Consider the following 13,221-nt stretch of genomic DNA (forward strand, 5'->3'; position numbering starts at 1 on the left):
AAAACAATATTTGACAAAAGGGGATTTCTGTTTTCCTTTTGTTTGCGCTAAATGTAGCAATAGTGTTTTGCTCAAATATTCAATTTACAGCCTTTTAACTTTATTTATGAGAATGATATGGATGGAGAGGAGCCATACGATTTTTGGGAAGGCAGAATTTATCAGAATAATCACGACGAAAATCCCAATTGTTTAAAAAATAAATCTCTGTAATTTCCACCAATCGGTATTTCGATATTATTTATAAAAACACGGTTTCCTTCAATGTGATCAATTTTTGCCTTATTAATTATGAACGAGCGATGGATACGTAGAAAAAGCGACTTTGGAAGTAATTCTTCAATGGTTGAAAAAGTCATAGCGGGCATCAGGGTGTATTGCGCTGTTACGATTTTTGTATAATTTCCATTAGCTTCTGCATAAAGCAGATCTGAATAAAGGATTTTGAAGATTTTTCCATCCGTTTTCACGAAAATGAAATCCTCAGTTTTTACATCATTATTTTCAGAAATTGGCACTGACTGATTTTGTAATTTTTCTGTGGCTTTGTCAACTGCAATAATAAAACGTTCCAGGGAAAATGGTTTCAACAGATAATCACAGGCGGAAAGGTCAAACGCATCCAGGGCATATTCTTTGTAAGCCGTTGTGAAAATTACCTGCGGCGGATTTTTTAATGTTTTTAAAAATGATATACCATCCATAATCGGCATGTTGATATCCAGAAATAAAATATCAACTTTTTGCTTATGAAGTATTGTTTTTGCTTCTAATGCATTTCCACTTGCTGCCACAATGTTCAGATAAGGCAAATGCCCGCAATAGGTTTTTATAATATCCCTTGCAATAGGCTCATCATCTACGATCAGGCAATTGAAAATAGTCATTGGTGTCGGCTTTTAGCTGTTAGGTTCTGGCGATTACTTTTTAAGTAAAGCGTACTAGTTGGGTTATTTCATTTTTAAACGCAGGTTGACGTTATACGTTCTTTCATCTTCTTCAATATTAAGTTCGGCTTCGTTTGGGTATAAAAGCTGGAGTCTTTTTCTGACATTAACCAGTCCAAATCCGCTGTTTTTATTGATTGTTGATACCTCCTCGACTGCGTTTTTATTGTGAGAATTTTTAATGGAAAACAGAATATAATTACTCCATGTCTTTAAGGAAATCTCAATAAAGATATTCTCTTCCGCAGTGTTTTTCGAATGTTTGAAGGCATTTTCAATAAAAACAATCAGAAGCATCGGAGCGATTCTGATGTTAGTATTATCAATTTTTTCTATATCACCTTTTAATATCAACCTGTCGCCAATACGAATTTTTTCAAATTCAATATAATTGTCAATATAGGCCAGCTCTTCTTTTAAAGGCACAAAACTCTGGTTTGATTCATATACCGAATAGCGTAACAAATCTGACAAACGAAGCAACAGAGGTGGTATTTTTTCGTGCTGGGTAATAGACAGACCATACAAATTGTTCAGTGTATTAAACAGAAAATGAGGACTTAACTGCGACTGTAAAAGATGCAATTCACTTTGACTATTGGCCGCAGAAGTCTGCGCTTCTTTCAATTCATTCTGGGTCATGAATCGAATAAATTTTATCAGAATTCCCGTTAATACACTTACTGCAATAAACGGAATCCAGTACATAAGCAGATTTAGCGCGGGATGATCCGCAAATGGGTAATCTGCGTGATAAAAAATCCAGACGATATTCGTAACGATCAGTATAAAAATTGCGATCAAATGCCAGTTTGAGACTTTTTTGATTTCTGTCATCAATATTTCTGCACAATACCGGCCCAGAAAAACGCCCACCAGAAAACAGCCGGTTGCCGCTGCTGCAATCGCCTCATCTTCATTCATATGCATCGCATTAATAAAGGCATCTATGGCCAGAAAGAGCGGGACAGAAACAATCGCGGAAAGCACAAAATAGGCAATGTTCCGAACCAGCTCTTTGTCATTATTGACTTTTGAATTTTTCATATTTGTGTATTTGCCTCAGTTTAAAACTTGTTGCAAAACTGTAATCAATAATTAAATCCGGTAAATAAATCTGGTGAAACGCCGGGAATCAATGACAGAAAGTTAATCTGAATGGTCAAAATACTTTGTCACGTCAAAATCATATTCTGTCAGTGATTTGGGAAGTTACAACACAATTATTTCATCTGGCAAGTGGTGTATTCAATATTTGCTTATCACGATTGAAAAACACAAATCACTTGGCCATGAAAACAATTAACACATTACTCCTTATTCTTTTTTTGACAAATTTTGCGCTGGCGCAAACCGGCAAAACCATTTCCGGGACAATTAAAGATACCAAAAATGAAGTGCTCCCCGGCACAACGGTACGGTTATTAAAAGCCGCTGATTCGATTATGGTTCAGGGAGAAATTACGGACGCCAACGGAAAATTTCATTTTATAAATCTGGAAAATAACATTTATCTGCTCTCAATAACGGCTGTTGCTCAAAAGCCATTTACGAGCATTCCGCTGACGATTGATAGTTCGCATAGTAATATTTTACTGCCTGTCATTATTCTGCTCCCCGCCAAAAGTGTTGAATTAAATGAGGTGACTGTCAAGGCAAAAAAGCCGCTGATGGTGCAGGAAATTGATAAAACAACGATTAATGTAGAAGCCATGATCAGCAGTGCAACGAGCAACACACTGGAAGTTCTGGAAAAAACGCCTGGTGTTTCGGTGAATAGTAATGGGGATATTAGTCTGAACGGGAGAAGTGGTGTACTGGTGTTGATTGATGGGCGGAGCACCTACATGTCGGGTCCGGATTTAGCCGCCTATCTGAAATCTTTACCAGGCGGTATGCTTGATAAAATTGAACTTATGGATAATCCGTCTGCAAAATATGATGCTTCCGGAAATGCGATTATTAATATCCGTTTGAAAAAAAACAGGGTGGGAGGTTTTACAGGAAATATTTCGGCCGGGATCAGTATAGGCAGATACGTGCGGAGTAACAATGCGCTGAATCTGAATTATAATTACAAAAAAGTGAATGTATTTGCCAATCTGGGTTATGGATTTGAAAAGAATTATAGTCTGGATCGATATGACCGTCGTTTTTTTGATTCCGCAAATCAGCTCACTTCGACAGTGAATCTGGTGAATAATCAGGTCAATAAAAACAATTTGCTGAATGCGAATTTCGGGATGGATTTCGCCGCAACTGCGAAAACTACTTTTGGTATAAATGTAAATCTTAACGGAGGTACGCGAGACGGGGATTTTGATTACAACAGTACAAATTACAACGCGGTTAACGCGCTGAGTGGCAAAGGCTCCGGAAATACTGAAAGTATGGATAAGAGAACAAACACAGGAATTAATCTGAATTTGCTACATAAACTTAATACAACAGGTCGTGAGTTTTCTTTTGATGTTAACTATTTGAAATACAAAACAAACGCGAATCAGATTTTACAAAACACCACGTTCCTGCCTGATGGTTTACAGAATAGCAAATCCGATTTTTTATATCAGATCCCATCAGATATAAACATTTATACTGCCAAAGCGGATTATGTGCATCCTTTCAAAAACAATGCGAAAATTGAAGGTGGTTTCAAATCAAGCATTGTGGACAATGATTTTGTATTTGATTATTATGATGTCAACGGGAATTTTCAAATGATTGATAATGGCAGATCCAATCATTTCAAGTATAGGGAAAATGTGAACGCCGCTTATCTGAATGGTCAAAAAACATGGAAACAATTTGGCGTACAGCTGGGTGTAAGAGTTGAAAATACGCATGCACGTGGCCGACAACTTGGGAATGAAGTGGTTGAGGAAATGACTTTTACGAAAAATTATACTGTACTATTCCCGAGCATTTTTTTGAACTACAAGCTGGATGACAAAGGCACAAATACGTTTGGATTAATGGCTGTCAGAAGAATCAATCGACCTAATTATCAACTACTTAATCCTTTTGTTTTTTACAAAGACCAGTATACTTACAGTTCTGGAAATCCCCGGCTTACGCCTCAATATCAGGATCGGATCGAGCTGAAATATCAGCATAAACAATTCCTGAACATGGGGTTAAGTTACAACCGTTTTACGGATCTTATATTCCAGACGACCCAGGCTGTTGATAGCATTTTTACCAGCAAACCCGAAAATATTGCCAGGGGTTATATGATGCTGTTAAACACTACGGTTTCCGTTTCGCCCACGAAATGGTGGTATATGAACACGACGCTGCGGCTGTCACGTATTACAACGCAAGGGAGGGTTTATACTGAAAATCTGGATATAAAATTGAATTTATTACGATTTGAGTTTAATAATTATTTGACTTTCAGTAAAAACTGGAATGGGGAATTAGGCGGTTATTATGCAAGTGGAGATCTTCTTGGCCAGGCAATCACAAGCGGAATGTACCGGGTTAATGCGTCGGTTCAAAAAAAGATCTGGAATGGAAAAGGCAGTATTCGTATTTCTGCCGAAGATATTTTTCATTCCTGGGTTTATCATAACAGATCAGTCAGTTTGAAACAATCCGATTTTTTTCAAACTACACGAACAGACACACAACGCATTGGATTTGCAATAACCTATCGTTTTGGAAAAGATACCTTTGCCAGAAAACGCAGGTATAACAATAACGGAACAGATGATGAAAAAGAGCGTGTGAGCAATTAAGTTGTTGATTAGTTGCGTGTTGTAACTCTATTGCCAACCTGCCTGCAAATGATTTCATTAACATTTTGTAAGCAGGTTTTATTTCTCTATTTTTATAGAGTGATCAGTCAGTCTTATAAATGGATAAGGAAAAGGAATTATTAGCAGCGGCATTGAAGCTCTTTGTAGAATTCGGGTTTCATGGCACGCCAACCAGTAAAATTGCCAAAGAAGCAGGCGTGGCAAACGGCACTCTGTTTCATTATTTTAAAACAAAGGAAGAGCTGATTGTAAAGTTATATATCAGGATTAAAGAAGAACTGAATGGCCATATGCTTTCAAAATTGGATGATCAAACTCCACTGGAGATAAGAATGAAGACCGTTTATGAAGAGTCAATTCAATGGGCGTTGGTTCATCGGGATGAGTTTTATTTTATACAGCAATTTCATTTTTCTCCTCATCTGGCAAAAGTTTCGGCAGAAGATTTAGAAAAACAAACACGTATGCATGCCGCTCTTTTAGGGGAGGGTGTGGAAAGTAGAATATTTAAAGCACTGCCCGTTAACCTGATCGGGACATTGTTGGCAAGCCAGCTTTACGGTGTGCATCAGTATCTGGTTAACAACGATTTACCAGTATCGAAACAGAAAGAAGTCATCGATGAAACATTTGTTTTGCTTTGGCAAATGATCACTAACATTAAATCCTGATATGGAAACAACGAATGGGAAAACCATAAGAGCAATTGTAACAGGCATCACCGGAATGGTTGGTGAAGGCGTATTACACGAATGCTTACTTCACCCGCAGGTGGAATCTGTTTTGGTTATCAACAGAAAACCAAGCGGAATAGCACATCCGAAGATCAGGGAAATTATACATCAGGATTTTTTCGATTTTTCATCCATAGAAAGTCAGCTTACCGGATATAATGCCTGTTTCTTTTGCTTGGGAGTGAGCTCCGTCGGGATTAGCGAAGACGTGTATTACAGAATGACGTATAAACTGACGACGCATGTTGCTGAAACGTTGAGCAAATTAAATCCCGACATGACTTTCGGATATATTTCAGGTGGCGGAACGGACAGCACCGAAAATGGCCGGCTGGCCTGGGCAAGAATTAAGGGAAAAACGGAGAATGATCTCGCAAAACTGCCTTTTAAGGCAAATTATGCTTTTCGTCCTGGATTTATTAAACCCACAAAAGGATTAAAATACACCCACAAATTCTACAATTACATTGGCTGGTTATTTCCGATCGGGCGTGCTATTTATCCATCCGGCTTTTGTACAATGAAAGAATTAGGTTTGGCGATGATTAATTCAGTATTGAAAGGTTATGATAAGAAGATCCTGGAAGGAAAAGATATTATCGCGTTTGGAAAAGCTTAACAAACGGGGGTAAAATCGTTTATTTTTGAATACCTTAATTTTGTTTTGTTTTTAGGACTTTTAGATGTCACCAACAGGTTTTTTATTTGCCGATCCAATGTTTTATGATAACGGATCAGCCAACTCTTGAATTGGCAAAAGTGAAGTAAAAACAGGAATTTTTAATAAATTGGAAGTAGTGGCCTGGTTAATGACCAGACGAAGTTTGGATTTTATGCAGGTGAATCCAAAATTGACGGCTGGAAACTTCGAAAAAGTGAAAAAACAGAATATGAAATCAAAAAAAATACAAAAATTGCTAAATCTATAAGCAGATTTAGCTTTTTTTGTAGATTGGATGAAGCGGATATATATTTTACAGAGATTCGGAAGTGTGATCCGCGCTGCTAAGAGAGTCAGATGTAACAAACTGCGCAAGTTGAAACTGACTTTGTAGAAAACTGTTTTTTTGTAAACTTGCGTAAGCAGGAAGTAGTACCTTATGATTATTAACTACCTGGCTTTCAGTAGATTTTTCTTTAAGTTTTTGTGCTTCGATGGCTTGTTGTTTTGCCTCTTTTTCAAACAGACAAAGTGCAAAAAGGCATATGGCAATGATGGATGTAAATACTGATTTCATAGCTAAGATTTAATTTACCGTTGTAAACTGATGCAAATCTAATACAAAGAGTGATAATGATCGCAAAAGGTTGTAAAGGAAATTGCAAAAATTTAAAAAAGTTATTGAACGGACAGAAAAATATAAATATTTTAATTTGTCAGAAGAACGAAAGGATGGTGGATTCTTAACATTCTTCTGACAAAAACAGATTATAAAGATTGTAAAAACACCATTTCACTATTTCTGAAAACTTCTGAACAATTCGCACAAGCCAATTCTTTTTCCTGGGCATACCAACGGCAGGTATGTCGGATGGCACAATGTTGTATGAATGCACTTGGCGGATTTTGGTGGAGCTGAATGACTTTTTGTATTAATCCGCATTTCCCATCTTCCCACTGGTGACAGCCATGTTGAATGCATTTGCCTGAAAATCGAAAACGCTCTTCGGCAGGTCTGCCTTTTTGAGTTTCCTCAACAAAGGTTTTGTCGATCCTGATCGCCTCATTCAGATAAGTTACTTTTCCGTTTTCACTTATCATGCCAAATAAATCAGCTCCCGGTTTGGCGACATAACTTGGGCAATCCAGCGATTTTTCGGGTGACTTGTCAGAATACATTTCCAATCTGGATAATCCGGTTTCTTGCGTCATCCCACCAGATTCCCCAGATAAAAGGGTTAAGTCCACCAAAATCGAACGGCCCCTTTTTCTTTCCTACTCCGTATTCTTTCAGCGCGTCCATATGCGCCAGCTCTTTCATTACAACCTCCTGAATTCCTGAGTTGATCCTTTTTTTCTGGTCTTCGCTCAGATGCAAACCATCCAACGATACTAAAAACTGGTTTTCTGCTTTCTTTTCCATTGTTGTATTTGTTTAAATTGTTGATAATTGTACAAGATGGTTCAATTCGAACCTGGAAGCCGATATTCAAGGTGACAGCTTATGGTTGCCGTTCGCAAGTTTTGTCGAAGTATTTAATCAGAAGGGAAACAACAATTGGGAATATTTTTTAAAATGAAACAATGCTGCTGAAACAATGCAAAACTGATTTTGCAATTTTCAGACAGCATTGTAATGCATATTGTTTATACGCTGGTTGAAGGAATTTCTTTTTAAAACTATTTCACCCATAACGAAGTACTCCTATTCTGTTAGGCAATCACTGACTTTTTTAATATTCGGGGTACTAGAAAGTTAAATCCGTTAAATTTATCTAGGCCCAACCGGACCTTTTCTCCAAGGCGTGCCACAAATGTCTATTTCATTCTGAAAGCTTTCAGCAGAAATATTTGCCAGGTGTTGTATAGTTTCCTGGGTTTTTAGATTTGTAGAAATTTTATACAGATTATTTAAATAGTATAGTAAATCTGATGATTTAAAATGTAGATCGCTTTTAGGTGGAAGCGGTTTTGCACTTATCTCATAAATGTGGCCTCTGAGCCAGCTTTCTGGAATTGGCATGTGCCCACCATGTTTTTTAAGCCAGTCAAGAAATTTTTCAAGTGGAGTAGGAGGACATTTTTCATCACCTGGTTCACTAATCAACGAGGCAACTTTGAACGCCATTTGTGATCCGTATTTACTGATTTGCATTGCTAGTTTTTGATCGGGAATATACTGGGCCAGTATTCCAAGTGATGTGCCAATGAAGTATTCTTCCTCGGCGATTTGAAGGCTTGTTAAATTTTTCATTTGTTTTTATGTTTAAAAAGTGTTTCTATTCAATTTGAGGATGCATAGAAAGCCTCATTCAAGGCTTGTTTGTAACATAATGAGAAGCAGACAAACTCAGTGGTGGTGGACTCGATTTGAAATATTTGTTTACCAGAAATTTAGTAAAGGCTTTGTCATGACGTAAGATGCCACGGCCATTTGATCCTCGAAAAGCAATCACGTTCATTTTGGCAAAAACAACAGGGGAGTTTCCTGTTCTTCGAATGATCTTTACGGTATCACCATTTCCATTTTTGCCGTTTTTATGAAGGAGACTAAATCGATCATGGTTTGTTATTAAACCAGGAATACGATATTCAATCGAATCATCTTTTAAAGTGGCGGAAACGATCACAGAATAATTCGATTTTAGTAAGCCATAATTGCGTAACGGAATACTATATACATCACCTGTTGTTGAGTCGAAAGTGATGTTGGAGATCTGTAATTCGTAGCCCTGAATAACATCAGAATGATATTGATTTTGAGCTAAGCATGGGAATGTAAGAACGTTATTCAGGAACAATATAACAATGAATATTTTAAGCTCTTTCATGATCTATCCACTGAAATCATACTTTTGAGTGTCTATGTAGCATTTAATCCATTTGCCATTTGCATAATTTTGCTGGTAGTATTTTCCGGCTTCTACCCAGGTAGGCCATCCTGATACGGCAGGGCCATAACTGCTATTTTCATATCCGACAGTTTTAAAGTAGTTGTCATAAATGCCATTCAGGAAAATGGAAGTATTAGCCGGGTTTTGGCCTTGATACATAGTGAACCATCTAAAACGCTGATATCGTTTACCGGTTGGCGAAACTTGTGTACTTCCCAATGGCCAGTCGGCGAAAAAACGTGCACCAGCGTTTTTCATAGTCTCCTCCCAGATGCTGTAAAACTGTTGGTCAATAGCAACCGGCCCTTCATTGGTAGGATAAGTTATGCCTACCGTAAGGCTTGCTTTTGAGAATTTTTGACTTTTATAGGTTTGAACAAACTCCTTGGTCGTCCAGTTGTATTGATTTCCTGCGGGAATGCCCAATGCACCATCCCAACGGTTGAGTGCTTTGTATTTTTTGTAAAATTCACCTGAAACGATAAAATCCAGCAAAATGATACCTTCTGCATTATCCGCCACCGTAATCATGTCGTTGTAGCCGCAACCTGTTCCGCATGATTTGGGATCCGAAGTGATAATAGCGTACTTGTCCTGGTTTGCTGCCTCGTAGGTTTTTAACTCTGCTGAATTCATCACAAATGCACCCTTTCCTTCGAAATAAAAAATGGCCGTTTTTTCATTTCCAAAAGTGTAATATTGGACGTATCCCTTTTTTGCGGTAGTTGCCGACGCGGTTGATCCATTCAAAGGAACATGACCATCTTTGTCCCAACCCATGGCGATAAATTTGGCATTGATGGCTTTTTGGTAGTCTGTTGTGTTGTCAATTGCTACAACATCTTCACTGTCCTTATTGCAGGAAGAAATCAGCAAGACGAAAAGAAACGGGACGAATAATCTGGATAGCTTTTTCATTTTTACGTTTGTTTAATAATGAATAAAATGTACTGTTGGTCAATAATTTATATGTCAAAATTGAGGAGAATCGAGGATTGAAAAAATCAATAATTTTATGGATGCTATACCGTAACATTTCGCATTTTCAGGCATGAAAAACACCTGAAAAGAATGAACGATTGACTCATCCTAATCGATTTTGGCACTGGTTTGGTAACATGAATTGGCTGCTATGATAAACTTATGGGCATGGAAATATTGGGTTGCCGTTTTCATTGTTTTGAGATTTTGAAAGTGTAGTGAAAAGGAAAAGGAAGATTGAAAAGGCATAGGAGAGCCAGCCGTCAGGAATACGGATTTAGTCAGAGGTTGTAAGCTTTTTTGTCTGATTGAATCTGTTGATTTAACAGATCAAATTTCGGGAGAAGATGGGAGAAGGGAAATAGACAATTTTGGGGAGGGAGAAGGAGATTAACTGGAAGACAATAATCTGGAAGACAATAATAAGGTAAAGATTCCTATTGCTTGAAATTGTAAAATAAGCAATGCTATTTCCTAAGCCTGCTATGTAATGATGAAAGAAGATAGAAACCTGTTGTAAAAAAAAAGCTAGTAAGCACACTCATTAAATTTCTGGCTAGTAATGTAGCGTAAGGAAAAGACTTCATATAATCCTGCCATAAACTACCGAGGATGTCAATGATAATTGAAGGTAAATTCATTAGAATGATTGCTGTAACAAAATAGAAATCCGGATCTTTATTAAGGATTTTTGGTCTATACTTTAAAAATAATTCCCGCGAGAAAAGGAGACAGACAATTGTGAAGACACAGCTTAAAAAAGTAGCCAAGTAATTAAAATCTTGAAGTTTGCCAATGAAAATTGAGGCAGAAATGCTAATCATTAAGACGATAAAGAAAACCCTGAAAAGTGTTTTCGAATTACTAGTTTGTTTAATAAAATATAGCATTAAAAAAATACATTCGTTCAAATAGAAGAATACACTAAGTTGAATTGTATTGGGTTGATAATAATATAAAAATGCGGAAAGAAGGTTTAAAATTGCTCTATTGAACAAAAAGATAGACAATGTCCCGTATGCAGAATGCCAGGGAGTTCTTTTTCTAAATAAAGACATAAGGGCTGGAACAATGGAAATTACTAACATTGCCCAAGCCAGCCCTATTGCTATATTTTTAATCATGGCTCAATTCAAATCTACCTCCAGACGGGAATCCAACACCTTCAACAGGAATAACAGGTGGAAAAGGAAGAGGTACCATGATGTGCCTTCCAAGATATTGAGCCGGATGTTTGTCCTTTATTTTTAAGTCAAGAATAAGTTTTTGTTTACCAAATTTGGTAATAAAGAATGCTACGGATTCAATGGGTATAATATCTTCACCTAATGGATAACCATCTCTAAGATAAGTTAGTAATAAGTTTAGATCTTCAATGGTCAATTCTAAAACAGGAATTTTCCGGTAAGGGGTGGTATCTAAAACAAGATTTGTAGGCATGAGTTGAAGTATTTAATTTTTTTGGAAAAAATAGTTTGGTAAATCAGTATACAGTCTGTTTTGCGTCGTCTAAACCAACCGCCACTCCAGCGCCTTCACAACAGCTTCCGGCGCGGAATTGACGTGTAGTTTTTCGTAAATGTGATTCACGTGTGTTGCTACCGTGCTGAATGCAATGCCGCAGGTGTCTGCGATCATTTTATAGCTCAGGCCTTTTACCATACAGCTCAAAATCTCTTTTTCGCGCTGGGTAAGTTCTACATAGGTGTGTTCGCTTTTAACAAACTGGTGCTGGAACATTTCCAGCACGCGGCGGGCTATGGACGGGCTCAGATGTGATCCGCCGGAATAAACTTCCCGGATTGCCTGCACATAAATTTCCGGGTCCGGACTTTTGATCAGGTAACCGGAGGCGCCGCTGCAAATGGCCTGAAAAACTTTGTCTTCATCTTCAAAAACGGTTTGGATTAATACTTTTGTCTGAGGTGAATTTTTCTTTATTTCGGTCATAGCCTCGATACCGGAGCGTTGGGGCATCTGAATGTCCATCAGCACCACATCAGGTTTGTGCTTTTTGATCAATGGCCATGCTTCTTTTGCATTAGGAAACGCGCCTGAAAACCAGATCCCTTCCGTCCCGGAGAGGTATAGCGCAAGGCTTTCCCTGAGATTCTTATTATCCTCAAACAGCACAACTCGGATCATGTTTAAACCTCAGGGAGGTATTTAAATGTACACGCTTTCTATGCATCAAAAGTCGCGGGTTTTTCTGATCTGAAAAATCAACAATATTATGGATGTCCAACTCCTCATTCAGGGCTCGACCGACATTTTAATCCGGGTCCCTTTTTCTTTTTCTGATTCAACAATCAGGTTAATGTCGGACTCCAGAGCTCTTTCCTTAAAGTTGTGTAATCCGTTTCCTTCGAATTTCGTCGAAGTATCGAAACCCTTTCCATTGTCTTCAATCAGTATTTCCAGCGTATCTTTCTGCCAGTCAATCGTTACGTTTACTTTCGTTGCTTCTGCATGTTTGACAATGTTGTTGATGGCCTCCTTATAGATCAGGTATACATTTTTGCGCTGATCCATGGTGAAATTTACTTTTTTAAGGTCCGCATTTACTGCAAAGTCAAAAGCAATATCCTTCCCTGCCAGAAGCTGGGAAGCAAAGGAATTCATCCGGTCGAAAAGTTTGTAAATGTTGTCGTTTTTGGGGTTGATCGTCCAGACGGTATCCTGCATGAGCGTGACCGATTCTGTTGAATTTTCAATAATTTTTTCAAGGATCGGCAGCATATTGGCAGGTGCGTTTTTTCGTAAAATCTCGACGAAAATGGCAATACTGTTAAGATTAGATCCAACTTCATCATGCAGATCCGCAGCAATCTGGTTCCTGACACTTTGCATCCTGAGTTTCTGCCGGAAATCATATAGAAGAAACAGATAAATCCCGACGCCAATGACGACCAGCGCGTACAATAAAATGGCTGGAATGAACCAGACTTCGTTCCAAAAGGCTTTTTTCTTTACAATTTCAATTTTGGAATAGGAAATCTGTTTGTCGTGTAACAGACTTTTAATCTCAAATGTATAGGAGCCCCCGGTTAAGTCCTGATAACGCGCCACCGGATATCGCGAATTTATCCAGGCTGTTTCAAGTCCCTTCATTCTATACAGATAAGAAACGGAATCTTTTTTTTCAGAAGCAAATTCGAGGATCAGATCATGCGCACCCGCCGTCAGGGAAATAGGTTGCTTAGTGAATGAAATTTCCTTTCCATTCACTAATATTTTTTCAAG

The 13,221-nt window shown here is 38.0% G+C and carries 14 protein-coding genes; 3 read left to right on the plus strand and 11 right to left on the minus strand.

The window, feature by feature from the left end; translation table 11 throughout:
- Nucleotides 1-170 precede the first annotated feature (170 nt).
- Nucleotides 171-887, minus strand: a complete 717-nt coding sequence (locus LXL81_RS02670) for a LytTR family DNA-binding domain-containing protein (protein ID WP_234645157.1) — start codon at nucleotides 885-887, stop codon at nucleotides 171-173.
- A gap of 63 nt (nucleotides 888-950) precedes the next feature.
- Complete coding sequence (locus tag LXL81_RS02675; RefSeq protein ID WP_234645158.1) at nucleotides 951-1,994, minus strand: sensor histidine kinase; 1,044 nt, start codon at nucleotides 1,992-1,994, stop codon at nucleotides 951-953.
- A 245-nt stretch (nucleotides 1,995-2,239) separates the two neighbouring features.
- Between LXL81_RS02675 and LXL81_RS02680 the strand changes: the two genes are divergently transcribed.
- The 3 genes from LXL81_RS02680 to LXL81_RS02690 all read left to right on the plus strand — a co-directional run bounded on the left by LXL81_RS02680 (nucleotide 2,240) and on the right by LXL81_RS02690 (nucleotide 6,061).
- Complete coding sequence (locus tag LXL81_RS02680; protein WP_234645159.1) at nucleotides 2,240-4,687, plus strand: outer membrane beta-barrel protein; 2,448 nt, start codon at nucleotides 2,240-2,242, stop codon at nucleotides 4,685-4,687.
- A gap of 119 nt (nucleotides 4,688-4,806) precedes the next feature.
- Complete coding sequence (locus LXL81_RS02685) at nucleotides 4,807-5,379, plus strand: TetR/AcrR family transcriptional regulator (RefSeq protein ID WP_234645160.1); 573 nt, start codon at nucleotides 4,807-4,809, stop codon at nucleotides 5,377-5,379.
- Between the two features lies 1 nt (nucleotide 5,380).
- Complete coding sequence (locus LXL81_RS02690) at nucleotides 5,381-6,061, plus strand: NAD-dependent epimerase/dehydratase family protein (RefSeq protein ID WP_234645161.1); 681 nt, start codon at nucleotides 5,381-5,383, stop codon at nucleotides 6,059-6,061.
- A gap of 355 nt (nucleotides 6,062-6,416) precedes the next feature.
- Here LXL81_RS02690 and LXL81_RS02695 read toward each other — a convergent pair whose 3' ends face one another.
- The 9 genes from LXL81_RS02695 to LXL81_RS29130 all read right to left on the minus strand — a co-directional run bounded on the left by LXL81_RS02695 (nucleotide 6,417) and on the right by LXL81_RS29130 (nucleotide 13,206).
- Complete coding sequence (locus LXL81_RS02695; RefSeq protein ID WP_234645162.1) at nucleotides 6,417-6,680, minus strand: hypothetical protein; 264 nt, start codon at nucleotides 6,678-6,680, stop codon at nucleotides 6,417-6,419.
- Between the two features lie 191 nt (nucleotides 6,681-6,871).
- Entirely contained in the window at nucleotides 6,872-7,315 is a 444-nt protein-coding gene (locus tag LXL81_RS02700; RefSeq protein ID WP_234645163.1) for a hypothetical protein, read from the minus strand.
- A complete protein-coding gene (locus LXL81_RS02705; RefSeq protein ID WP_234645164.1) occupies nucleotides 7,272-7,526 on the minus strand; it encodes a hypothetical protein in 255 nt (84 codons plus the stop codon). Before LXL81_RS02705 ends, LXL81_RS02700 begins: the two co-directional genes overlap by 44 nt.
- A gap of 348 nt (nucleotides 7,527-7,874) precedes the next feature.
- Complete coding sequence (locus tag LXL81_RS02710; RefSeq protein ID WP_234645165.1) at nucleotides 7,875-8,357, minus strand: hypothetical protein; 483 nt, start codon at nucleotides 8,355-8,357, stop codon at nucleotides 7,875-7,877.
- A 58-nt stretch (nucleotides 8,358-8,415) separates the two neighbouring features.
- Nucleotides 8,416-8,934, minus strand: a complete 519-nt coding sequence (locus LXL81_RS02715; protein ID WP_234645166.1) for a hypothetical protein — start codon at nucleotides 8,932-8,934, stop codon at nucleotides 8,416-8,418.
- Nucleotides 8,935-8,937: 3 nt separating this feature from the next.
- The gene (locus tag LXL81_RS02720; protein ID WP_234645167.1) at nucleotides 8,938-9,915 is read right to left on the minus strand and encodes a hypothetical protein; all 978 of its coding nucleotides are present in this window, start codon (nucleotides 9,913-9,915) and stop codon (nucleotides 8,938-8,940) included.
- A 1,179-nt stretch (nucleotides 9,916-11,094) separates the two neighbouring features.
- A complete protein-coding gene (locus LXL81_RS02725; RefSeq protein ID WP_234645168.1) occupies nucleotides 11,095-11,418 on the minus strand; it encodes a hypothetical protein in 324 nt (107 codons plus the stop codon).
- A gap of 69 nt (nucleotides 11,419-11,487) precedes the next feature.
- The gene (locus tag LXL81_RS02730; RefSeq protein ID WP_234645169.1) at nucleotides 11,488-12,123 is read right to left on the minus strand and encodes a response regulator transcription factor; all 636 of its coding nucleotides are present in this window, start codon (nucleotides 12,121-12,123) and stop codon (nucleotides 11,488-11,490) included.
- 108 nt (nucleotides 12,124-12,231) lie between these two features.
- Nucleotides 12,232-13,206: an ATP-binding protein gene (locus LXL81_RS29130; RefSeq protein WP_234645170.1), complete on the minus strand. Its 975-nt coding sequence runs from the start codon at nucleotides 13,204-13,206 to the stop codon at nucleotides 12,232-12,234.
- Nucleotides 13,207-13,221: the final 15 nt, after the last annotated feature.

The sequence above is a fragment of the Dyadobacter sp. CY356 genome, from assembly GCF_021440195.1.
Taxonomy (GTDB): domain Bacteria; phylum Bacteroidota; class Bacteroidia; order Cytophagales; family Spirosomataceae; genus Dyadobacter.